23 protein-coding genes are annotated in these 23,013 nt (G+C 64.4%); 11 read left to right on the top strand and 12 right to left on the bottom strand.

Features of this window, described 5'->3' with window-relative positions; translation table 11 throughout:
* Positions 1–77: 77 nt before the first annotated feature.
* From rng to tldD, 3 genes are read left to right on the top strand one after another with little or no spacing between them, the layout of a single operon-like run.
* The gene (gene rng, locus Q0602_RS17330; protein ID WP_295038322.1) at positions 78–1,541 is read left to right on the top strand and encodes a ribonuclease G; all 1,464 of its coding nucleotides are present in this window, start codon (positions 78–80) and stop codon (positions 1,539–1,541) included.
* A gap of 19 nt (positions 1,542–1,560) precedes the next feature.
* Positions 1,561–5,511 (top strand): AsmA-like C-terminal region-containing protein, encoded by a 3,951-nt coding sequence (locus tag Q0602_RS17325; protein WP_298845888.1) that lies wholly within the window; start codon positions 1,561–1,563, stop codon positions 5,509–5,511.
* Positions 5,512–5,522: 11 nt separating this feature from the next.
* A complete protein-coding gene (gene tldD, locus Q0602_RS17320) occupies positions 5,523–6,977 on the top strand; it encodes a metalloprotease TldD (RefSeq protein ID WP_298845908.1) in 1,455 nt (484 codons plus the stop codon).
* A 127-nt stretch (positions 6,978–7,104) separates the two neighbouring features.
* On the opposite strand, the gene yjgA is transcribed toward tldD, so the two are convergent.
* Entirely contained in the window at positions 7,105–7,620 is a 516-nt protein-coding gene (gene yjgA, locus Q0602_RS17315; protein ID WP_298845886.1) for a ribosome biogenesis factor YjgA, read from the bottom strand.
* 171 nt (positions 7,621–7,791) lie between these two features.
* Between yjgA and pmbA the strand changes: the two genes are divergently transcribed.
* A complete protein-coding gene (gene pmbA, locus Q0602_RS17310) occupies positions 7,792–9,132 on the top strand; it encodes a metalloprotease PmbA (protein ID WP_295038387.1) in 1,341 nt (446 codons plus the stop codon).
* 126 nt (positions 9,133–9,258) lie between these two features.
* Here the strand turns inward: pmbA and Q0602_RS17305 are convergent, their stop codons facing one another.
* The 11 genes from Q0602_RS17305 to Q0602_RS17255 all read right to left on the bottom strand — a co-directional run bounded on the left by Q0602_RS17305 (position 9,259) and on the right by Q0602_RS17255 (position 17,878).
* Positions 9,259–9,648 carry a hotdog domain-containing protein gene (locus Q0602_RS17305; RefSeq protein WP_298845884.1) on the bottom strand — a complete coding sequence of 130 codons (390 nt, stop codon included), beginning with the start codon at positions 9,646–9,648 and terminating at the stop codon, positions 9,259–9,261.
* Positions 9,649–9,691: 43 nt separating this feature from the next.
* On the bottom strand, positions 9,692–11,047 hold the full coding sequence (gene mgtE, locus Q0602_RS17300; RefSeq protein WP_298845882.1) for a magnesium transporter: 1,356 nt from the start codon (positions 11,045–11,047) through the stop codon (positions 9,692–9,694).
* Between the two features lie 100 nt (positions 11,048–11,147).
* Complete coding sequence (locus Q0602_RS17295) at positions 11,148–11,417, bottom strand: HPr family phosphocarrier protein (protein ID WP_298845880.1); 270 nt, start codon at positions 11,415–11,417, stop codon at positions 11,148–11,150.
* The gene (gene rapZ / locus Q0602_RS17290; RefSeq protein ID WP_298845879.1) at positions 11,404–12,348 is read right to left on the bottom strand and encodes an RNase adapter RapZ; all 945 of its coding nucleotides are present in this window, start codon (positions 12,346–12,348) and stop codon (positions 11,404–11,406) included. Before rapZ ends, Q0602_RS17295 begins: the two co-directional genes overlap by 14 nt.
* Before the next feature lie 3 nt (positions 12,349–12,351).
* Entirely contained in the window at positions 12,352–12,831 is a 480-nt protein-coding gene (gene ptsN / locus Q0602_RS17285; RefSeq protein ID WP_110709850.1) for a PTS IIA-like nitrogen regulatory protein PtsN, read from the bottom strand.
* 9 nt (positions 12,832–12,840) lie between these two features.
* The gene (raiA, locus tag Q0602_RS17280; RefSeq protein WP_071232900.1) at positions 12,841–13,149 is read right to left on the bottom strand and encodes a ribosome-associated translation inhibitor RaiA; all 309 of its coding nucleotides are present in this window, start codon (positions 13,147–13,149) and stop codon (positions 12,841–12,843) included.
* A gap of 119 nt (positions 13,150–13,268) precedes the next feature.
* Positions 13,269–14,702: an RNA polymerase factor sigma-54 gene (locus tag Q0602_RS17275; RefSeq protein WP_298845875.1), complete on the bottom strand. Its 1,434-nt coding sequence runs from the start codon at positions 14,700–14,702 to the stop codon at positions 13,269–13,271.
* A 145-nt stretch (positions 14,703–14,847) separates the two neighbouring features.
* Entirely contained in the window at positions 14,848–15,573 is a 726-nt protein-coding gene (gene lptB, locus Q0602_RS17270) for an LPS export ABC transporter ATP-binding protein (RefSeq protein ID WP_298845873.1), read from the bottom strand.
* A 92-nt stretch (positions 15,574–15,665) separates the two neighbouring features.
* On the bottom strand, positions 15,666–16,196 hold the full coding sequence (gene lptA / locus Q0602_RS17265; protein WP_295038403.1) for a lipopolysaccharide transport periplasmic protein LptA: 531 nt from the start codon (positions 16,194–16,196) through the stop codon (positions 15,666–15,668).
* Complete coding sequence (gene lptC, locus Q0602_RS17260) at positions 16,193–16,789, bottom strand: LPS export ABC transporter periplasmic protein LptC (protein ID WP_295038405.1); 597 nt, start codon at positions 16,787–16,789, stop codon at positions 16,193–16,195. Before lptC ends, lptA begins: the two co-directional genes overlap by 4 nt.
* A 111-nt stretch (positions 16,790–16,900) precedes the next feature.
* Positions 16,901–17,878, bottom strand: a complete 978-nt coding sequence (locus Q0602_RS17255; protein ID WP_298845870.1) for a KpsF/GutQ family sugar-phosphate isomerase — start codon at positions 17,876–17,878, stop codon at positions 16,901–16,903.
* A gap of 251 nt (positions 17,879–18,129) precedes the next feature.
* Here Q0602_RS17255 and Q0602_RS17250 point away from each other — a divergent pair, with 251 nt between their 5' ends.
* The 7 genes from Q0602_RS17250 to murA all read left to right on the top strand — a co-directional run bounded on the left by Q0602_RS17250 (position 18,130) and on the right by murA (position 22,996).
* Positions 18,130–18,945 carry an ATP-binding cassette domain-containing protein gene (locus Q0602_RS17250; protein WP_295038407.1) on the top strand — a complete coding sequence of 272 codons (816 nt, stop codon included), beginning with the start codon at positions 18,130–18,132 and terminating at the stop codon, positions 18,943–18,945.
* Positions 18,942–19,724, top strand: coding sequence for a lipid asymmetry maintenance ABC transporter permease subunit MlaE (mlaE, locus tag Q0602_RS17245; RefSeq protein WP_298845868.1), 783 nt, complete (start codon positions 18,942–18,944; stop codon positions 19,722–19,724). The genes Q0602_RS17250 and mlaE overlap by 4 nt, the downstream gene beginning before the upstream one ends.
* Positions 19,721–20,182 carry an outer membrane lipid asymmetry maintenance protein MlaD gene (mlaD, locus tag Q0602_RS17240; RefSeq protein WP_298845866.1) on the top strand — a complete coding sequence of 154 codons (462 nt, stop codon included), beginning with the start codon at positions 19,721–19,723 and terminating at the stop codon, positions 20,180–20,182. Before mlaE ends, mlaD begins: the two co-directional genes overlap by 4 nt.
* Before the next feature lie 104 nt (positions 20,183–20,286).
* Positions 20,287–20,916 (top strand): phospholipid-binding protein MlaC, encoded by a 630-nt coding sequence (locus tag Q0602_RS17235; RefSeq protein WP_298845905.1) that lies wholly within the window; start codon positions 20,287–20,289, stop codon positions 20,914–20,916.
* Positions 20,913–21,275 (top strand): lipid asymmetry maintenance protein MlaB, encoded by a 363-nt coding sequence (locus Q0602_RS17230; RefSeq protein WP_295039215.1) that lies wholly within the window; start codon positions 20,913–20,915, stop codon positions 21,273–21,275. The genes Q0602_RS17235 and Q0602_RS17230 overlap by 4 nt, the downstream gene beginning before the upstream one ends.
* 148 nt (positions 21,276–21,423) lie before the next feature.
* Positions 21,424–21,678, top strand: a complete 255-nt coding sequence (locus Q0602_RS17225) for a BolA family protein (protein WP_298845864.1) — start codon at positions 21,424–21,426, stop codon at positions 21,676–21,678.
* 55 nt (positions 21,679–21,733) lie between these two features.
* Positions 21,734–22,996 carry a UDP-N-acetylglucosamine 1-carboxyvinyltransferase gene (gene murA / locus Q0602_RS17220; RefSeq protein ID WP_298845861.1) on the top strand — a complete coding sequence of 421 codons (1,263 nt, stop codon included), beginning with the start codon at positions 21,734–21,736 and terminating at the stop codon, positions 22,994–22,996.
* The last annotated feature ends 17 nt before the right edge of the window (positions 22,997–23,013 follow it).

The following is a 23,013-nucleotide window of genomic DNA, read 5'->3' as shown; positions in this document are numbered from 1 at the left end:
CCCGCAAGGCCAGCTCCGCTCGCCCTGGCAAGGGATGTCGCCGGCGTGCTCGAACAACCCGCAACAAGGATGCCCGCATGAGCGGTGAGGTACTGATCAATCTGACGCCGATGGAAACGCGGGTGGCCGTGGTGGAAAACGGCGTGCTGCAGGAAGCCTTCATCGAGCGCAGCCGTCGCCGGGGCATCGTCGGCAATATCTACAAGGGCAAGGTCGTGCGGGTCCTCCCGGGCATGCAGGCCGCGTTCATCGATATCGGCCTCGAGCGGGCCGCCTTCATTCACGTCAACGAAGTGCTGCCTCCCGATGCACCGCACGAGGAGCCGGCGTCGATCAGTCATCTGCTGCACGCCGGGCAGTCCCTGATCGTCCAGGTCACCAAGGATCCTATCGGCTCGAAGGGCGCGCGGCTGACCACGCATCTCTCCATCCCCTCCCGTTATCTCGTCTACATGCCGGATTCACCCCACGTCGGCGTATCCCAGCGGATCGAGGACGAGGCCGAGCGCGAACGGTTGAAGGCACTGGTCGAGAGCGGCAAGGCGGAGCTGCCAGCGGGCGACAGCGGGGGCTTCATCATTCGTACGGCGGCCGAGGGCGTGGGGCGGGAGGAGCTGTTCGCCGACATGGTCTTCCTCCAGCGGCTGTGGCAGAAGGTGGCCGAGCGGCGTACCACGGCCGAGGTCTCCACGCCGATCTACGACGACCTTCCGCTGTTCATCCGCACGCTACGCGACGTGATGCGCGATCAGATCGAGAAGGTGCGCATCGACTCCCGCGAAAACTACTTCAAGCTCAAGGAGTTCGCCCGGGAGTTCATGCCGACCATGGAGTCTCGGATCGAGTATTACCCCGGCGAGCGGCCGATCTTCGATCTCTACAGCGTCGAGGACGAGATTCAGAAGGCACTGGGGCGAAAGGTGCAGCTCAAGTCCGGCGGCTACCTGGTCATCGACCAGACCGAGGCGATGACCACCATCGACGTCAACACGGGCGGCTACGTCGGGCACCGCAATCTCGAGGAGACCATCTTCAAGACCAATCTCGAGGCGGCCACGGCCATTGCCCGTCAATTGCGACTGCGCAATCTCGGCGGCATCATCATCATCGATTTCATCGACATGGAGGAGCTGGAACATCAGCGCCAGGTGCTGCGCGTGCTCGAGAAGTCGCTGGAGCGGGACCACGCCAAGAACAAGCTGACCGGCGTCACCGAACTGGGCCTGGTGCAACTGACCCGCAAGCGCACCCGCGAGAGCCTCGAACAGACACTGTGCGAACCCTGCCCGACCTGCCTGGGGCGGGGATCGCTGAAGACGCCGGAGACGATCTGCTACGAGATCTTTCGCGAGATCCTGCGCGAGGAGCGTGCCTATTCGCCGGAGACCTACATGGTGCTGGCCGCCCAGTCGGTGGTCGATCGGTTGCTCGATGAAGAGTCCGCTGCGGTGGCCGATCTCGAATCCTTCATCGGCAAGACGATCCGCTTCCAGGTCGAGGCACACTACTCCCAAGAACAGTACGACATCGTACTGATGTGAACCGATGAGTCGTCCACGAATGACTCGGTTGCGTGCCACGTGGCGCTGGCTGCTGACGCTGGTCGCCCTGGTTGCCCTCGTCGTCGCCGTGCTTTCGAGCGGCGTTCGACTGGCGGCCTGGCAGATCGATCGGTTGAGTCCATGGCTGACCTCGACCCTGGAAGATCAACTGGGCGCTAACGCCAAGCTCGGTCACCTCTCCCTGGCGGTCCATCGGTTGAATCCCCGCCTGACGTTGAATGACTTTCGACTCGATACCCGCGACGGTCAGCCGCTGCTGGACCTGGATCACGCCGCCGGGCGGCTCGAGACGCTGGCGAGCTGGCGGCTGGGCGCACCGGTCATTCGTGGGGCGGAGATTCGAGGCCTGACCCTGCATCTCTATCAGACGGATGACGGCGAGTGGGCCTGGCCGGATGGCGCGGGCAGCCGCTGGTTCGGTGGCACCGACGATTCGTCGTCGTCTTCGCTCGATGTCGATGGCTGGTTGCGCATGTTGACGCGCCAGCAGGCCCGGCTCGAGAACGTCACGCTGGTCCTGCATGGCGAGCGCGAGCAGGCCAGCGTCTCGGTTTCGCAATTGACGCTGGCCAGCCGGAACGGCCAGGCCTCGATCCAGGCCACGCTCAGCGCCGGGCGAGAGAAGGCGGGGCACCTCCATCTGGCGATCGAGAGCGGTAGCGGGTCGCAAGCCGCGGAAGGCGGCACCGACGAGCATCCCGAGGCGCGCTTCGCCGCAGAGCTCGATCTGAGCGCACTGTCGCCGTCACTGGCCGCGTTGAGTTCGGGCTACCCCAGGGCGATCGGGAAGATCGACGGCCAGGCGTCGCTGGGCGGCGAATGGCGTGACAGCGGACTGCGCCAGGGCCGTCTCTCCCTGGATGTGCCCAGGTTGCAGGTCAACGACACCCGCAACGAAGTCTCCGAGACACTGCGTGGGCTCGGGTTCGAGGCGGGATTGGACCGCGACGCCCAGGGAGGCTGGAGAGCCTGGCTGGATGACTTGCGGGTCTCTCATGCCGGCCTGGCGGCGGTGGAGTGGCCGCAGCAGCTGCAGGCCCAATCCACCGAGGATGGCTGGCGGCTGCGCAGCGCACCGTTCGACCTGGCCGGCATGACCGACTATTTGCGCTACTTGCCACTGCCGTTCGAACTTGCGCAGACGCTGATCCAGTTGGACCCCCACGGTCACGTTGCCGGCCTGGAAGTCGGGCGGGAAGATGGCGAATGGTATGCCCAGAGCGCACTCGAGAACGCTTCGGTCACGGCCTGGAACGAGATTCCCGGCGGTGGGCCGGCCGATGCCTGGGTGACGTACCAAGGACGTGACGGCACGGTCTCCTTCGCGGCCGGCGATGCGGCGCACTTCTCGATTCCCATGGTTTACGCCGATCCGCTGGATATCTCCCGCGCCAGCGGCCAGGTCGACTTCGAACTGACCCGCCAGGGTGCAGTGGTCAGCGGCGAGAATCTCAAGGCGGGATGGCGGGGCGCGAGCGCCAGTGGTCGATTCGGGCTGACGCTCTATGACGACCAGGACAAGCCCGGTACCTTCCTGCTCGACCTCGATTTCGCCAACGCCGACGCCCGAAACTCGCGGGTACTCTCCTGGCTGCCCACCCGCGTGATCGACGACGCGCAGTTGAGGGAGTGGTTCGGCGGCGACATCGGCGGCATCGTCGAGCAGGGCAAGCTGGGACTCTCCGTCACGCTGAGCGACAAGGAGGCGCCGGAGGGCCAGATGTTCGTCAACCCGGACGACTATTTCAAGCTGTCGCTGGACGTGGCCGATGGGCGCCTCCAGTACGCGCCCGAGTGGCCCGCGCTGGAAAAGGTCTACGGTCATCTGCAGATGGACAACATGGACCTGGACGCGAACATCACGCATGCCACCAGCCATGGCCTGACGACGCGCAATGCCAGCGTTGTGCTGGCCCACAAGACACTGCACGTCGATGGTGACGTCAACGGCAGCACGGCCGGCGTGCTGGACTTCCTCGCCCACGCCCCGCTGGATACCATGAGCAAGACCTTCGGCCTCTGGCAGAGCGAGGGCTCGGTCAGTGCCAATCTCCGTCTCGACATGCCGATGGACGAGGACAGCGACGTCGAAACCGACATGGCGGTCGACGTCCAGGGTCGGGTCGATGCGGAGTCATTGACGTTTCCCGAACTGCAACTGACGCTCGGTGGCATCAACGGCGACTTGCGCTATCGGCGTGACAACGGCGAGGACTATGTCACCGGGGATCTGGGGGCCAGGGCTTTCGAAGGGCCTGTGCTCGCCCACTTCAATATCGGCGGCCGCCAGAGCGGCCCCAGCGGTATTGCTCTCGAAGGCAGGGCGCTGGGACGGGGACTGCTGGATTGGGCCGGGCTGTCTCGCGTCGGCGGCCTGTTGAGTGGCTTTTTCCCCTATCGGGCCAATCTGACGTTCGACCAGCAGGACAATGCCAGCCTCACGGTGCGCAGCGATCTCGACAGCCTGGGAATCGAGTTGCCGCCGCCGTTCGGGAAGTCGCCGCAGTCCCGCGAGTCGCTGGCGATCGATGCCGATATCGCCGCCGGCACCGGCCGGGTGACACTGGGTAACTGGGGGCACGCGCGCTGGCGCACCGTGGGCGATCAGGTACAGGGGCAGGTATGGCTGGAAGGGTGGCCCGGCGAACAGGCCGCCTGGCCCGGCGAGCCGGGTTGGTACGTTCTATGGCGGCCAAACCGCATCGACACCCAGCGTTGGGTCAAGGCCCTGAGCGAGCTCGAGGCCGACGATTCGGCGTCTACCGTGGAGAACCGCGTTGGCACGACGCTCGAGGACGATGTCGGCAATCCCGAGGCGAAGCCCGTCAAGGACGGCGGCGGCCTCAAGCGTATTGCGCTGTCGACGCCGTGCATCCTGGTGGATGGTCGCTGTCTCGGCGGCTTGCAGGCCGATGCCTCGCCGTTGTCGAACGGCTGGCGACTGTCGCTGGCGGGCGAGATCGCCGCAGGTGAGGCTAGCTGGCAGCCGGACGCCGCGATGCCGATCGACGTCAACCTGCAGCGTCTCAACCTGGACGCGCTGACGCCCGAGAAGGAGGCGGATCAGGGCCAGGTATCGAGCCTGATGGAGGAGATCGAGACCGCCCCTCATCCCGCGGCGATGCCTTCGGGGCTCGACAAGGTGCCGGCGGGCCGCGTGCGAGTCTCGCAGTTCGAGCGCCAGGGGCGAAAATTCGGTCCGCTGGACGCCACCTGGCAAGCCGACGGGAGACGCCTCGCCGTCAACCCGCTGACCCTCACCTTGGGCGAGCTGAAGCTGTCCGGGGCGCTCGAGTGGGAGGCCTCCGGCAATGCGAGCTTGAGCCGGGTCCAGGTGCACGCCACCGGCGGTAACGTGGGGAGCGCCTTCCAGGCGCTGGACCAGCAGGTGCCGGTCACCAGCGAGAGTGCGGACGCTGAGCTGCAGCTCTCCTGGCCGGGGGCCCCATGGCAGTTCGCCTTGCCGCTGTCGACGGGGCGGGTTCAGGCGACCATGGAGAATGGGCGGCTGCGTCAGATCCACTCATCGGGAGCCAAACTGGTCGGGCTTTTCAACCTGGACAACGTGCTGCGCCGCCTGCAGCTGGACTTTTCCGATGTCACCAGCGGCGGTACGTCTTTCAATAGCATCGAGGGCAGCGCTACGCTGTACAATGGCCGGTTGCAGACCGAGGGGCCGATCGTCATCGACGGCACCGCCACTCGATTCACGCTCTCCGGCGGCGTCGATCTCAATCGGCAGACGCTGGACCAGCGCCTCGGGATCACCGTGCCCGTGAGTCAGAATCTGCCGCTGGTCGCGGTCATGGCCGGCGCCCCGCAGGTCGGTATCGGCCTGTTCGTCGTCGATCAGCTGTTCGGCCGCTGGCTCGACCGGGCAACGCAGATTTACTATCGCATCGAGGGCCCCTGGTCCTCGCCGAACATCAACCTGGAAAGTGCCCAATGACACTGAGCCCGATGAAACAGACGAGTGGTGACGCCCTCGAGCAGGCGTCGACGCTGCTGCTGGCCCCCGGCGGGCTGGACGTGGAATCGTTGAGCGTTGGCCTGGGCCACGCCATGGGCGTCGGTATCGACTACGCCGATCTTTTCTTCCAGCGCACCTGGCACGAGATGTGGGTGCTGGAAGATGGCGAGGTCAAGGATGCCAGCTACAACATCGATGGCGGCGTCGGCGTGCGCTCGCTCTCCGGCGAGAAGACCGGCTTCGCCTACTCCAGCCAGATCAGCCCGGATGCGCTGCTGGATACCGGACGCACCGCTTCCGGTATCGCGCGCAGCGGCGAGCGGCGCGAACCGGCATCGATCCAGGTCGCCACCGCGACGTCTCGTTACCAGGGTGTCGATCCGCTGAGCGGTCTTGGCGCCGAAGAGAAGATCGCGATGCTCAAGCAGGCGGATCGCGTGGCACGTGCCGCCGACCCCGCGGTGACCCAGGTCAGCGCGTCGCTGACCGGTGTCCACGAGGTGGTGCTCGTGTGTGCCAGCGACGGCACGCTGGCCGCCGATATTCGGCCGCTGGTGCGGTTCAACGTCAATGTGATCGTCGCCAGGAACGGGCGCCGCGAACGCGGCAGTGCCGGTGGCGGCGGCCGCTACTCCATGCAGCGCCTGCGGGACGACAACGTCGCCGACACCTACGCCAGGGAAGCCGTGCGGCAGGCGCTGGTGAACCTGGAAGCGGTCGACGCGCCGGCAGGCCAGATGCCGATCGTGCTGGCCAATGGCTGGCCGGGCATCCTGCTGCATGAAGCGGTGGGCCACGGTCTGGAAGGGGATTTCAACCGCAAGGGCAGCTCCTCCTTCGCCGGCCGCCTGGGCCAGCAGGTGGCGGCCAAGGGCGTCACCGTCGTCGACGATGCCACCCTCGACGACTGCCGCGGCTCGCTGAGCATCGACGACGAGGGGACGCCGGGCCAGTACACGCCGTTGATCGAGGATGGCATCCTCACCGGCTACATGCAGGACAAGCTCAACGCGCGGTTGATGGGAATGCAGCCCACCGGTAACGCGCGCCGTGAATCCTACGCTCACGTCACCATGCCCCGCATGACCAACACCTACATGCTGGCGGGGCAGGACGACCCGGAGGAGATCGTCAAGAGCGTCAAGCGGGGTATTTATGCGGTCAGCTTCGGCGGCGGCCAGGTCGACATCACCTCCGGCAAGTTCGTGTTCTCGGCCTCCGAGGCGTACCTGATCGAGGATGGCAAGATCACGGCGCCGGTCAAGGGCGCCACGCTGATCGGCAATGGCCCCGAAGCGATGTCGCGGGTCTCGATGATCGGCAACGACATGGCGCTGGACAGCGGTATCGGGATCTGCGGCAAGGAGGGCCAGGGCGTGCCGGTGGGCGTGGGCCAGCCGACCTTGAAGCTGGACGAGATCACCGTCGGTGGCACGCAATCCTAGTTGGAAGAGTGAAGAAACAGGAGGGAAGGCCAGCGCCTAAGAAGGGAGGGGCCGGGGATGTGGTCCTTCGTCCCTCTTCCAGGCGCGCAGCGCCGCTCTCCCGCCTTCGAGGCGCGCCGCGCCGGTCTCACATGCCGGCGGTATCGCGAATCAGCTGGAACAGCTTGCGGGAGCTGGCGGGCGGCTTGTCGCGCTGTCTCTCGCTGCGGGCGTTGCGGATCAATTGGCGCAGCGACTGGCGGTCGACATGGGGGTGCGCTTCGATGAAGGGCTCCAGTGCGTCATCGTCCTCGATCAGCTGGTCACGAAGCCGTTCGAGACGGTGGAACGCCGCGTTGCGCTGGACATGCTCATGGTCGATCTCCTCGAAGGCGGCCCGGATCGCCTCGCGGTCTTCCTTGCGCATGACCTTGCCGACGTACTGCATGTGGCGACGGCGTCCTTCGTGGGAGCGGATGCGGCCGGTCTCCTCGACGGCAGCGAGCATTTCCTCGGAGAGCGGCAACCGCGCGCGCACGGCGGGGTCCAGCGCGATGATACGCTCGCCCAGGGCCTGCAGCTCCTGCATCTCCCGTTTGATCTGGCTCTTGCTGGGAGGTGCGTCGTGGTCGAAAGCCGTATCGTTGTCCGAATCGTTAGCCATGGTTTACCCAATGCGTCGAGTGAGGGCCGTAGTATATCAGCGCGAATCGCCTCGCCAACGCCTCTTGTCGGTCGGGGGCGTGGAGAGAGCCACGTCCAGAATTCGAATCGACCCAGGCTACGCTCGATCGGTATCCCCGGTGGGCGGAGTTTCAAGCATCAGGAGTCTCAGATGAGTCAAGCTTTCAACGCCGAGGCGCAGCAATCGCGCCTCGAGGAGCGCGCCGGCATGGCGCTGGAACTGGCCAGGCAACTTGGCGCAGACGCTTGCGAGGTCGGTGCCAGCGTCGATCAGGGGTTGGGCGTGAGCGTGCGTCTGGGCGAGATCGAGACCGTGGAGCTCTCCCGCGATCAAGGCATCGCGGTCACCGTCTACGTGGGCAACCGCAAGGGCAACGCCTCCTCTTCGGACGCCGGTGACGCCTCGATTCGTGCGGTGGTGGAGAAGGCGATCTCGATCGCGCGCTATACCGGCGAGGACCCGGCCTCGGGGCTCGCCGATGCGTCGCTCATGGCGACCGAGCTGCCGGATCTCGACCTCCACCATCCCTGGGCGCTGAGCACCGACGAGGCGGTCGAGCTGGCGTTGCGCTGCGAGAACGCCGGCCGCGAGCGCACTGGCATCACCAACTCCGAGGGGGCGAGTCTGTCCTCGTCGGAGGTGGTCACGGTCTACGCCAACAGCCATGGTTTCCTGGGCAGCAAGCGCGGCACTCGGCATTCGCTCTCCTGTCTGCTGATCGGTGGCAGCGGCGATGGCATGCAGCGCGATCACGATTTCACCACGGCGCGCAGGGCCGGCGATCTGGCAAGCCCCGAGTCGGTGGGTATCAGCGCCGCCGAGCGGACACTGAGCCGGTTGGGCGGGCAGCGGCCCAGGACCGGGCGGTTCCCGGTGCTGCTGGCGCCGGACATGGCTCGCGGGCTGGTCGGCAACCTGCTCAACAGCATCGCCGGTGGCGCGCTCTACCGCGAGTCGTCGTTTCTCTGCGACCAGCTCGGCGAAACGCTGTTCCCGGACTGGTTCACCCTCGGTGAGCATCCGCGCGAGGTTGGTGGCATGGCGAGCGCCGCCTTCGATGGTGACGGCGTGGCCACTCGCGACAACGTCTTCATCGATCGCGGCAAGCTGGCGAGCTACATGCTGGCGGCCTATAGCGCACGTCGCCTGGGCCTCCAGACCACCGGCAACGCGGGCGGCGCGCGTAACGTTCGCATACAGGCACCGACGGTCTCGCTGGAGCGCCTGATGCAGCAGATGGGCACGGGGATCATGGTGACCGAGATGATGGGGCAGGGACTCAATCCGGTGACCGGCGACTACTCGCGGGGCGCGGCGGGTTTCTGGGTCGAGAATGGCCGGATCTCCCACCCGGTGGAGGAGTTCACCGTGGCCGGCAATCTGCGCGAGATGTTCGCCGGTCTCCAGGGCATCGGCGACGACATCGACCGGCGGGGCAGCATCCAGACCGGCAGCTGGTTGATCGACTCGATGACCATCGCGGGGCAGTAGCTGTCCGGGCTTCGCCCGGAGCCGTAAGTCATAAGCTTTAAGAAAGGTCAAAAACGCAAGGCCAGGTCAATACCGTTTATTTCGATGAAGATCGGAGGTTGCACACTGGCTTACGGCTTACGGCTTTTAGCCGTCGAAGCGATCCTTGACATAGGTGATCTCGGTGCGGTCGTGCGGCGCGGGAGCGCCGTCCTCGCCGAGATTCACGAAGACCATCCTGTCGATCGTCAGGATGCTCTTGCGGGTGATCTTGTTGCGGACGTGGCACTCCAGCGTGATGGAGGTGGTGCCGAAATGGGTGGCGGTGATGCCCAGTTCGATGATGTCGCCCTGCCGGGCACTGGAGACGAAGTTGATCTCGGAGATGTATTTCGTCACCACCTGGGCGTTGCCCAGTTGAATGATGGCGTAGATCGCCGCCTCCTCGTCGATCCAGCGCAACAGGCTGCCACCGAACAGCGATCCGTTGGGGTTGAGATCCTCGGGCTTGATCCATTTGCGGGTGTGAAAGTTCATCTGCTGCTCCTTGTCCGGGCGCCCGTGTCCGATCGCCATGTCGTTACAGGTAGAACGCTGTCGCCAAGCCGAGGAAGGCGACGAAGCCCACCACGTCGGTGATGGTCGTCAGCAGCACGCCGCCGGACAGCGCCGGGTCGATCTTGAACTTTTTCAGCATCACCGGGATCAAGGTGCCTGCCAGCGTTGCCACGGTCAGGTTGATGATCATCGCCATGGCGATGATCTCGCCCAGTCGAATGTCATCGAAGCGGAATACCGACATCGCGCCCACGACCACCGCCCAGATCAGGCCGTTGGTCATGCCGACGAGCAGTTCTCGAATCAGCAGCCAGCGGACATTGGCACCCGAGACGTGCCCCAGAGCGATACCGCGAATCAGAACGGTCAGGGTCTGCGAGCCGGCGATCCCGCCCATGCTGGAAACGATCGGCATCAACACGGCCAGCGCGGCAATCTGCTGGATGGTGTCCTCGAAGAAACCGATGGCGATGGAGACGATCGTCGCCGCCACCAGATTGATGCCGAGCCATACCGCACGGCGGCGGCTCGTCCTCAGCGCGGGCGCGAAGGTGTCTTCGTCCTCGTCGAGACCTGCCATGCTCATGACCTGGTGCTCGGCATCTTCCCGGATGACATCGACCACGTCGTCGATGGTGATGCGGCCGAGCAGTTTGCCATCGATGCCGACGACCGGTGCCGAGATCAGATCGTGCTTCTGGAACAGCGTCGCCACGTCACTGTCCGAGGCGGTCGCCTGAATGGCGTGAAAGTCGGTCTGCATCACTTCGCGCACCAGCACCGAGACATCCGATACCAGCAGGCGGTTGATCGACAGAATGCCGATCAGCTCGTCGCGACGCGTGACCACCAGCAGGGTGTCGGTGGCATCAGGCAGGCGCTCGTGGCGACGCAGATAGCGTAGCACGACGTCCAGCGTGATATCCGGGCGGATGGTGATTGCATCCGGGTTCATCAGGCCGCCGGCGGTGTCCTCCGGATAGGAGAGAACCGCTTCGACGCGCTGGCGCTCCTGCGCCTCCATCGACTGGAGGACTTCCTGAATGACGGTATTGGGTAGCTGCTGCAGCAGGTCGGCGAGGTCATCGACGTCGAGCCCTTCGGTCGCCGTCAGTAGCTGTTCCGCATCCATGCGGTTGAGGAATTCGAGCTGGACGTCGTCGCCCAGGTACTGCAGCACGTCGCCATGTAGCTCGGGGTCCAGCAGACCCCAGAGGATGTCGCGCTCCTTGGGCGGCGTGGATTCCAGCAGATGGGCGACATCCACCGGCGCCAAGCCGCGGTTGAGCATGCGCCGCGCCTGATCCAGCGCGCCGCTCTCGAGGGCTTCGTTGAGTTTGGCCAGCCGTGGCTGCAGTTTTTCGGGATTGTTGCTCATCCTGAACGGTCATCCTTGAACGACTGGCGATAGGGTGAGCATTCTACCATCGTCGAGAGAAATGACGAGGATAGAAAACGCTGTTCATAAACGGGTGGGGTTACTCGTCCTCGTGAAAGCGAGCCTCGAACAGCCTGACGATGGCGTCCATGGCAGCGTCTGCATCCTCGCCTTCAGTGACGACGATCAATTCGGTGCCACAAGGTGCCGCAAGCATGAGCAGCGACATGATATTGGCGGCGTCCGCCTGGCGGTTACCGTGATGGATCGCCACGCGCACGTCGAAGGGTTGGCAGCATTGAACCAGTTTGGTGGCGGCACGGGCATGCAGTCCGCGGCGGTTGGTCAGGCGAAGTTCACGTGTCGGCATCGCGCTCGGATGATCCTGCGTTTCCTGTGGGTGCGGACGGCTGCGCTGCTGAGTCGCTCGGGAGAGCGGTGTGAATGCCCAGCTCACGATGGCGCAGTCGAATATCGGCGTCGTCGTGGTGAAAATGGCGTGCCAGTCGCTCGATCAGATAGACCGAGCGGTGTTGACCGCCGGTACAGCCGATGGCGACCGTCAGATAACTGCGATGACTGGCCAGATAGGATGGCAGCCAGCGATCGAGCCAGCCGTGGATGTCCTCCGCCAGGGCGTGGACGTCGGGATAGGACTCGAGGAACTCGATGATCTGGGCATCCCGGCCGTCGTAGGCGCGCAGCCCGGGATCCCAGAACGGATTGGGAAGGCAGCGCGCGTCGAATACCATGTCGGCGTCCAGCGGCACGCCCCGTTTGAAGCCGAACGACTCGAAGGTCAAGGTCAGCCGGCCACCGGTATGCTTGGCCACCTGTTCGCCGATTCGGGCCCGGAGGTCGTGCACCGACAGCCCCTGGGTGTCGATCACCAGGTCGGCCACGCGGCGAATCGGCGCGAGATAGCCTTGCTCGTGATCGATGGCCTCGGCCAGCGTCATGTCGTTGCCGCGGGTCAGCGGATGGCGACGACGAGTGGCTGAGTAGCGTTCGAGCAGGATCTTGGCATCGGCGGTGAGATAGACGACCTGGGTGTCTATGCCGCGCCCGCGCACCGCGTCCAGCAGGATGGGAAAACGCTCCAGCGATTCCGGCAGGTTGCGCGCGTCGATACTGACCGCCACGTTGGGCCGGGATGGCGGAGCGCTGCGCAGTTCGTCGATCAGCGGGGCGAGCAGGTTGGCGGGGAGGTTGTCGATGGCGTAGTAGCCAAGATCCTCGAGCGCCTGCAGCGCAATCGATTTCCCCGAGCCCGAGCGGCCACTGATGATGACGAGTTGCATCGCTTATCCGTCGTCGCTGTCACGGTGATGGCGAATGGCATCGACGAGCGCATCGTGCAGCGCCCGCTGCGAGTCGGCCTGGCGCAACTGCTGCCGAACGCTGCTCTGGTTCATGATGCCGGCGACTTCCGCCAGCAGCGACAGATGCGCATCATCCGCCTCTTCCGGCACCAGCAGCACGAAAACGAGGTCCACCGGCTCGCCGTCGATGGCGTCGAAGTCGATGGCGTCCTCCAGGCGCATGAATCCCGCAATCGGCCCTTTGCAATGAGGGCTGCGAGCATGGGGGATGGCAACGCCGTTGCCGATCCCCGTGCTTCCCAGTCGCTCGCGACCGATCAGGCGGCTGAAGACCTCATGGCTATCCAGGCTGGGCGTGTTCTGGGCGATGAAGGTGCTGAAAAATTCCAGCAGACGTTTTTTGCTGCCCCCCGTGACCTCGAACAGGGTTCGCTCGGGGGGCAGAATGCTTTCCAGTGTCATCATCAGGCGTCAACGGGCGCCTGCGCCTTGGGCGCGGGCTTGTGCCTTCTCTTTGTGCTTGACCAGTTGGCGGTCGAGTTTGTCGGCCAGTGAATCGATGGCGGCGTACATGTCGGTATCGCTGGCTTCGGCGTGCAGGTCGCCGCCGGCCGCGTGCAGGGTACAGGCTGCCTGCTGGCGTTCCTTCTCGACACTCAGGGTGACCTGGACGTTGGTGATGTTGTCGTAGTGACGCTCCAAACGAACGAGTTTCTCTCCGACGTAGTCCCGGAGGGCGTCGGTCAGCTCGACATGGTGGCCGGTAACGTTCACTTGCATGACACACTCCTGTTGCGGCAGATGGCACTTCTGATTGTAACCCTTTTCAGGGCACTGCAAAGGCATCGTGATCGATCTGGTTCGGAATGGCGAGCCTTGACTGACTTCGGGCCCGGGGATCAGGCCAGGCGCTTGCGTTCACTGGACGACGGAATGCCCATGGCTTCACGGTATTTGGCCACGGTGCGCCTGGCGACGCTGATGTCGGACTGGGCCAGCAATTCGACCAATTTGCTGTCCGAGAGAGGTTTGCGCGGGGGCTCGTCGCCGATGAATTTCTTGATGCGGGCGCGGATGGCAGTGCTTGAATAGCTGTCGCCGTCGCCACCCTGTCCGCCGACCTGGCTCGAGAAAAAGTACTTCAACTCGAACACGCCGCGTGGCGTGTGGATGTATTTCTGGGTCGTGACCCGGGAGATCGTCGATTCATGCATGTCGACGCTGCGGGCGATGTCGGCCAGGATCAGGGGTTTCATCGCCTCTTCGCCGCGCTCGAGAAACCCCACCTGGCGCGACATGATCTCCCGGCCCACCCTGAGCAGCGTGTCGTTTCGGCTGGAGAGGCTCTTGATCAGCCAGCGGGCTTCCTGCAGGTGCTGGCGCAGGAAGGTGTTGTCATCGCTTTTGTCCGCCCGTTTGATCAGGGCGGCGTAGTCGGGCTGGATGCGCAGGCGCGGCAGGGTCTCGGCGTTCAGCTCGATGCGCCAGCCATCGCGAGAGGGCGTGGCAACCAGGTCGGGGATCACGTAGTCGTCGCGGCTGGTGTCGAAGCGCTGGCCCGGGCGCGGCTCCAGCGTCCGGATCAAGGCGATGACGCTATCGAGCTCCTCCTCCTCGAGACGCAGGCGGCGCTTGAGCAGTCGTCGATCGTTGCCGGCCAGGGCTTCGAGGAACTGGCGCACCAGACGCTTGGCCTGGGGGAGCAGTGGGGTGTCGTCGTCCAGCGTGCCGAGTTGAAGCAGCAGGCACTCGCGCAGGTTGCGAGCGCCGACGCCGGTGGGGTCGAACTGTTGCAGGCGCATGAGCGTGTGCTCGAGATCGGCCGTGCTGACGCTCTCCCCGCGCTGCTCGCGCAGGCTCGCCGCCAGCTCGTCCAGTGAGTCCACCAGGTAGCCATCGTCGTTGATGGCGTCGATCAGGCACTCTCCCAGTGCCAGCTCGCGCTCGTCGAAATCTCCCATCGCCAGCTGCCAGAGCAGGTGGTCGCGAAGGGTCGTGACAGCCGCGTTACGGTCGAAGTCCGGGGCTTCCTCGTTACTGCTCGCGCTGCCCGGAGAGCCGACATGGGCGTCCTGGTAGGTATCGCTCCAGTCGCTGTCGAGGGCCAGTTCGTCGGGAATGTCATTGGCCCACTCGTCTTCCGTGGCGTCCTGGGTCTCCTGCTCCGAATAGGGCTCTTCCATTTCCAGCATCGGATTGGACTCCAGCGCCTGCTGTATTTCCTGACGCAGGTCGAGCGTCGACAGCTGAAGCAGTTGAATGGCCTGCTGGAGCTGAGGCGTCATGGTCAACTGCGTGCCGACCCTGAGTTGCAGCGAGGGCTTCATGGACATGGAAAAGCGATCGTCACGATAACGGAGGAAGGCTCACAACGTTACTGGCTGCGATGGCGATATGCAACGCTTTATGCAAGAAACATGCCATCAGTGTGGGTTCCGAAGTGGCGGCAACCGATGGCATGACGAAAAGGGCAGGGGGCTACAGGCGGAACTCGTGGCCGAGATAGACCTCGCGAACGCGCTGGTTTTCGAGAATGGCCTGGGGACGGCCCTCGGCGATGATCTGGCCGTCACCGACGATGTAGGCGTTATCGCAGATGTCGAGCGTCTCGCGCACGTTGTGGTCGGTGATCAGGACGCCGATCTCGCGGTCGCGCAACTGGCGGATGATGCTCTTGATGTCGCCGACCGAGATGGGGTCGACACCGGCGAACGGTTCGTCGAGCAGGACGAATGCCGGCTCGGTGGCCAGGGCGCGGGCGATCTCGACGCGCCGGCGTTCGCCACCGGACAGGCTCATGCCCAGGTTGTCGCGAATATGGTCGACGTGGAAATCGCCGAGCAGCTGTCCCAGCCGTTCGCGCCGCCCGGCGCGATCCAGATCCTTGCGCGTCTCGAGGATCGCCATGATGTTGTCGGCGACGCTCAGCTTGCGGAAGATCGAGGCCTCCTGCGGCAGATAGCCGATGCCGGCTCGTGCCCGGTCGTGCATCGGCGCACGGCTGAGATCCATGTCGTCGATGTGGACGCTACCCGCATCGGCCTTGACCAGGCCGACGATCATGTAAAAGGACGTCGTCTTGCCGGCGCCATTCGGTCCCAGCAAGCCGACGATACTCCCTTGCCGCAGCGTCAGGCTGAAGTCGTGGACGACTCGGCGTCCCTTGTAGCTCTTGGCAAGGTTGGCGGCCGTTAGCGTTTTCATGAATACGATCCTTGTGGCTGCGCGCCGGAGAGTGATGTCGCGGTCACGCCCCGCGCGACGGCTCGAAACGATGCCGGGTCATGGTTCGACCGTTACTGGGACGAATCGCGCGGCGTGAGAGTCATGCGGACGCGGCCGTCGCCGCTTCCGTCGCCATTCTGGGCGGAGCGGGCCTGGACGCGTCGCGAGTCGAGATAGTACTCGACATAGGCACCGTCGAAGGTGTCGCCGGCCTGGTGCAGCTCAGCGTTGCCGATCAGCTCCACCCGTCGTTCGGCGGCGTGATAGACCACGGTATCGCCCCAGCCCTTGACGATCTCCTGATCGGGCGCCGGCTTCTGTTCGAGGTAGGCGCGCTCGCCACCGCCGCCCTTGGCGGTGACCTGGCTGACCTGGCCGTTGTTGCCGCGCTGGATATCAACGCGTGCCGCCTTGAGATGCATGCTGCCTTGCTGCATGTCGACGCCGCCCGTGTAGACGGCAGTGCCCTGGCGATCGTCCAGCTCGAGTTGATCGGCGGCGATTTCTATCGGTGCGCTGGCATCGCTCTCCAGCGCGACGGTCGGAAGACTGGTGAAGCCCAGCGCGGTCAGCACCAGGAGTTGGCCGATTTCTCGCCTCATGATCCTTGATCCTCAGATTGCTGTGGCAGGCGCCCCTGCACGTTGTCGGTCAAGCGCATACGATCTTCGTTGATCCAGGCATCGAAGCGGTTCCCGCGCATGCTCTGATTATGCTGACGCAACACGGAAGGCGTGTCACTCCAGGCGTGGGCTTCGCGATTGTCGTAGTGCAGCGTCTGCGTCTCCAGGCTCCACGCCTGCTCCGGCTGAACCAGGCGTGCGTCGCCCTGGAGCGTCAACTGTTCTCCGCTGCGGCTCAGTCGCCCCGTCTGGCTGGTCACCTGCCACTGGCGTTGCTGGTCGTCGGTCAGATAGCCATGGGGCGCTTCGGTGCGGATGATGTCGTCGGACGGCGTGTGTACCAGCCGTGGCGTCTCCAGGCGCTGATAGGCGCGACCCTGTTCATCGAAGCGCGTCATGCTGGCATCCTCGAGATAGTAGTCGGGCTCGCCGACCGTGTTGCCGATGACGGGCTCCTGGTCGTTCTCGCCGCGCTGATCCAGGTAGGTCAGACCAGCCCCCAGGACCAGCAGCAGGACCAGCAGGCCGAGGCGTCGCCACCAGGGAGACTGGAATCTGGCTGTTTTGGCCACGTTATCTCCTCGTATTGATTGTGCGTGTCGTGATCGAAGGTTCCGGGTGCCTCACGCCTGTCGTCGGATGGCACGGTCGACATCGCGGGACGACGGGTGTCGAGCGGCGCCTCAGATGACGCCGCTTCTCAACAGGTCGTGCATGTGCAGGGCGCCCACTGGCGAACCGTCCTCGACGACTGCCAGGGCGGTAATTCGGTTGTCCTCCATGATCCTGACAGCCTCCGCCGCCAGCATGTCGGGGGAGGCCGTCTTGCCGCCGCGGGTCATGACGTCGTCCACCCGCAGCAGCGCGAAATCGCCACGCTGATCGAGCGTGCGACGCAGGTCGCCGTCGGTATAGACACCGACCAGCATGCCGCGTTCATCGACGACGCAGGTGAACCCCATGCCCTTTAGCGTCATCTCCAGCAACGCCTCTCGCAGCGGGCTGCCGGCCGGCACGCTGGGGAGGCGGTTGCCCTCGTGCATGAGATCCGCGACTCGCAGCAGCAGCCGCTTGCCGAGGGTGCCGCCAGGGTGGGAGAGCGCGAAATCCTCCGCGCTGAACCCCCGCGCCTCGAGCAGCGCCAGCGCCAGGGCGTCGCCCATCGCCAGCGCGGCCGTGGTGGAAGAGGTGGGTGCCAGGTCGTGAGGACAGGCTTCGCGAGAGACGCCGACGTCGATATGGACGTCGCTGTAGCGCGCTAGTGTGGAATCGGGGCGTCCGGTAAGGCTGACCAGTGGCGCGCCGAGACGCTTGAACAGCGGCAGAAGGCCGGTGATTTCCTGGGTCTCGCCTGAGTTGGACAGGGCGATGACGACGTCGTCGCCGGTGATCATGCCGAGATCGCCGTGGCTGGCTTCGCCCGGGTGTACGTAGAAAGCCGGCGAGCCGGTGCTGGCGAGGGTCGCCGCCATCTTGCGCGCAATGTGGCCCGACTTGCCCATGCCGGTGACGATCAACCGGCCTCGGCATTCGAGGAGCAGCTCGCAGGCTTCATCGAAGCAGTCGTCGAGCTTCGACACGAGCTCTCCGATGGCTTGCTGTTCCAGGGTCAACGTGCGCCTGGCGCTGGCGCGGAAATCTAGCGCGGCGATGTCGTTCATGGTCTCGGTCGAGGCTCCCCGATGATGATGGATGGAACGAAGAAGTCGGTCATGACGTCCAAATGCCTGCTGTCGCTATGCTTCGAGGTCCCGTGTCCGGAATGCTTCAATGGCGGCAGTATACCTTTGATCGGCCGGCGATTCGTCCTTCCTGCGGTGGTGATTTTCACGGCAGGGAGATGGCTGGTCGCTGACGCCAAGGTTAGGATACAATGTTCGATAATTGATCTCATTAGATTGGTGGATGCTGCATGGACGATCCGATTATGGTCGAGGTCAAGGACCTGCACTTCTCCCGCGGCAGCACCGACATCTTCCGCGGCGTCGACTTGCAGATTCCACTCGGCAAGATTACCGCCATCATGGGGCCCAGCGGCACTGGGAAGACGACCCTGTTGAAACTGATCGGCGGGCAGCTGGTGCCGGATCGGGGCCAGATCCTCATCGGTGGGCAGGATGTGCACAAGCTGTCTCGGCGCTCGCTCTTCAAGCTGCGTCGCCGAATGGGCATGCTGTTTCAGAGCGGCGCGCTATTCTCGGACCTCGACGTATTCGAGAACGTGGCATTTCCGCTGCGTATCCATACCGAACTCCCGAATGCCATGATCCGCGACATCGTGTTGATGAAGCTCCAGGCCGTGGGGTTGCGTGGCGCCCGGCATCTGATGCCCTCGGAACTGTCCGGTGGCATGGCCAGGCGCGTGGCGTTGGCGCGGGCGGTGGCACTGGATCCGGACCTGGTGCTCTACGACGAGCCGTTCGTGGGGCAGGATCCCATCTCGATGGGGGTGCTGGTGCAACTGATCAAGAAGGTCAACCTGGCGCTGGGCCTGACGGCCGTGATGGTCTCTCACGACATCAAGGAGACATTGTCGATCGCCGACTACGTCTACATCATCGCCGATGGCAAGGTCATGGCGCACGGCTCTCCGCAGACGCTGAACGTGAATGACGACGCTCATGTGAAACAGTTCGTGCATGGCGAGCCCGACGGTCCGGTACCGTTCCACTATCCGGCGCCGGACTTCTTCGACGATATCCTGGCGCCAGCGGGGCAGTTCTCATGAAGCGCCACATCGCTGCCCTGGGCAGGGCGACACTCGATACGCTGAGTTCGATCGGGCGGGCGGGACTTTTCCTGGTCCAGTCGGTGTTCTGTCTCCCGTCCAGAGAAGGGTTTCATCTGTGGTTGCGCCAGATGCATTTCGTCGGCGTGATGTCGGTCGCCATCGTGCTGGTCTCGGGGTTGTTCATCGGCATGGTGCTGGCGCTGCAGGGTTTCACCATTCTGGTCGGTTTCGGCGCCGACGAAGCGCTGGGGCAGATGGTGGCGCTCTCGCTCGTTCGCGAACTGGCGCCGGTGGTGGCGGCGCTGCTGTTCGCCGGTCGCGCGGGATCGGCATTGACGGCGGAAATCGGCCTGATGAAAGCGACCGAGCAGCTCACCAGCATGGAGATGATCGGTGTCGACCCGCTGCGCCGGATCGTGGCGCCGCGGCTCTGGGCGGGTTTCGTGTCGCTGCCCGTGCTGACCGTCATCTTCGGCGTGGTCGGGATCTGGGGTGGCTACCTGGTCGGCGTCGACTGGCTGGGTGTCTACGAAGGTTCCTACTGGAGCAACATGCAGGATAGCGTCGACTTCGTCGACGATGTGCTCAACGGCATGGTCAAGAGTCTGGTGTTCGGTCTGGTCGTGACCTGGATCGCGGTATTCCAGGGCTATGACCTGATTCCTACCTCGGAAGGTATTTCGCGCGCGACCACCCGGACGGTGGTATACGCCTCGCTGGCGGTATTGGGCCTCGATTTCGTGCTCACCGCGTTGATGTTTGGAGATCTCGGATGAAGCGCAATAGCTGGTTGGAACTGGGCGTCGGCATTTTCATGCTGGCAGGCATTCTGGGGCTGGTGTTTCTCGGCCTCAGGGTCAGCGGTCTGGGGGTGGGAGTGCCCAACGACACGTTCACGCTGACTGCGAACTTTGCCAACATCGGGGGGTTGCGGCCACAGGCGAAAGTCACCATGTCGGGGGTGCGCGTCGGCAAGGTGACCGACATTCAGCTCGATCCCAAGTGGTTCGACGCCAAGGTCACCATGGAGCTGGACTCGGAGTACGATGGCAAACTCTCCGACGACACCACGGCGGCGATCCTGACGTCGGGGCTGCTGGGCGAGCAGTACGTCGGCCTGACCGTGGGGGGCGCGCCGGACATGCTCCATGATGGCGACGTCATTCACGATACTCAGCAGGCACTGGTGCTGGAAGAGCTCATTCAGCAGTTCGTGTCGAACATGGCCAAGTAAGTCGGAAGAACGTAATCGCAGACAAGGAGTCGATGATGAAAATGACCTTCTCACGTAACGCCTCGAGTGCGTCACGGTGTCATGCCGGGATGCGCGGCATCTGGATGGTGGCGCTGACCCTCGTCGCGGCGTGTCTGGCGAGCATGACCACGACGGCGCAGGCTCAGCAGTCGCCGACCCAGGTGATCCAGCAGAGCGTCGACTCCCTGATGTCCGAGCTGGAGGGCAAGAAGGATTACTACGCGCAGCACGAGGGTGAGCTGGCGAAGCTCGTCGACACCAACATGGCGGAAGTGGCCGATTTCCGTTACATCGGCGCCAGTGTGATGGGGCGCTACTTCCGTGGCGCCAGCCCGGAACAGCGCTCGCGGTTCGTCAACGTATTCCGCAAGACGTTGATCGATACCTATGCCAAGGGGCTGGTGACGTTCGACTACAAGACGCTGCGCGTGAAGGACAGCGAGAACGCCGGCCGCTATGACGACCAGGCCTCGGTACCCATGGAGGTGATCTCGACCAGTGGCCAGACCTATCCGGTCAACTTCACGCTGCGCCAGAGCGATGGTCAGTGGAAAGTGATCAATGTCATCGTCAACGGTATCAACCTCGGCCTGACGTTCCGCAATCAGTTCGATCAGGCGATGCGCGACAACAACCGCGACATCGATGCCGTGATCGACAACTGGGCGCCGGAAGTCGGGACCGATGAACTCGAGAAGGGCGGGGACGCGTGAGTCTGCTGCTCGAGCGCGAGGACGCCACGCTGGAGGTCGTCGACGACAACGTGTTGACGATCTGCGGCGAGGCGGATTTCGACAGTGCCGGCCCGCTGGCCCAGGCGGGCCGGCACTGGCTGGCGGATCAGCCGGCCCAGGCCGAGGTCTCGTTCGACCTGACAGGCGTTCAGATTGCGAGTAGCGCGGTGCTCAGCGTGCTGTTGGTCTGGGTACGCAGCGTGCAGCGCCATTCGCTGCGGCTGAATCGCGTCTCGCTGTCGCCCGCCTTGCAGCGCCTGATGGACATCACCGAGCTGGCGCCGCTGCTGCCGGCCGTCGAGACGACTTGCGCCGAGCCGGCGCGAGACCGCGGCTAGACCTTCTCCCTCCGAGCGTCCCGATGTCGTTCTCCGGCTTGCGGCGTTTTTGCATGCTGGCGAGATCGCCAAGACGGGGCGCTTTCCGCTACCATGTGGCGCTTTCCCTGCGCACTCTGCGCAGCAGTCACAAGGGAGCCCGATTGCCATGCAACCCAGCGATGTCAAAAACCGCCTCGAGAGTCAGATCGACGGCTGTGAATTCCATATCCAGGGCGAAGGCTGCAACTTTCAAGTGATCGCCGTGGGCGACGTCTTCGATGGCATGAGCCCGGTCAAGCGCCAGCAACTGATCTACGGCGCGCTGTCGGACGAGATCGCCTCCGGCGCGCTGCATGCCATCAGCATCAAGACGTTCACGCCCGCTCAGTGGAAATCGGCGCCGGAGAATCTCGGTGTCTGAGCCCCTGCCCGGCCTCTCGGGCCGGTCATCTCTCTCGATTCTATAGCGAACCTTCATGGACAAGCTGATCATTACCGGTAATGGGCCGCTGGACGGTGAAGTCTGGGCCAGTGGCGCCAAGAACTCGGCGCTGCCGATACTGGCGGCGACGCTGCTCGCCGACGAACCCGTGACCATCGGTAACCTGCCGCATCTCCAGGACATCACCACGACACTCGAACTGCTCGGACGCATGGGCATCGAACCGGTCATGGGCGAGAAAATGAGCATCCAGATCGATGGCTCGCAGGTGCGCGACTGTCATGCCCCCTACGAGCTGGTCAAGAAGATGCGTGCCTCGATTCTGGTTCTCGGGCCGCTGCTGGCGCACTTCGGCAAGGCCGACGTGTCGCTGCCAGGGGGCTGTGCCATCGGCTCGCGTCCGGTCGATCTCCACATTCGCGGGCTCGAGGCGATGGGCGCGGAGATCACCGTCGAGGGGGGCTATATCCGTGCCCGCGTCGATGGTCGCCTCAAGGGCGCCACGATCTTCTTCGATACCGTCACCGTGACCGGTACCGAAAATCTGCTGATGGCCGCCACGCTGGCCGAAGGCACCACGGTGCTGGAAAACGCCGCCCGCGAACCGGAAGTCGTCGATCTGGCCGAGTGCCTGATCGCCATGGGCGCCGATATTCGGGGCCAGGGTACCGACACCATCACTGTCGAGGGCGTCGAGCGTCTGCACGGCTGTCACTACGACGTGATGCCGGACCGGATCGAAACCGGGACCTTTCTGGTCGCCGCCGCCGCCACTGGCGGGCGCGTGCGGGTACGCAAGACGCGGGCCGACATCATGGAGGCGGTGCTGGCCAAGCTCGAGGAGGCCGGAGCCACCATTGCCGCCGGAGAAGACTGGATCGAGCTCGACATGGGCGGGCGCCGGCCCAAGGCCGTGAACCTGCGCACGGCGCCGTATCCGGCCTTCCCGACGGACATGCAGGCCCAGTTCGTGGCGCTGAATGCGGTGGCCGAGGGCACTGGCACGGTCGTCGAGACCATCTTCGAAAATCGCTTCATGCATGTGCAGGAGCTCAACCGGATGGGCGCGCACATCGCGCTCGAGGGCAACACCGCGGTGGTGACTGGCGTCGAGAAGCTTTCCGGTGCGCCGGTGATGGCGACCGATCTGCGGGCGTCGGCGAGCCTGGTGGTGGCGGCGATGGTGGCTCAGGGCGAGACGATGGTGGATCGGATCTACCATATCGATCGCGGTTACGAGTGCATCGAAGAGAAATTGCAGCTGCTGGGTGCGCGCATTCGCCGCGTGCCGGGTTAGTCGGGTGTAGAGATACC

The sequence above is a fragment of the uncultured Salinicola sp. genome (assembly GCF_937921195.1).
Classification (GTDB): domain Bacteria; phylum Pseudomonadota; class Gammaproteobacteria; order Pseudomonadales; family Halomonadaceae; genus Salinicola.
The sequence above is the reverse complement of the archived record's forward strand: the minus strand, read 5'-3'. Positions and strand labels throughout refer to the sequence as shown.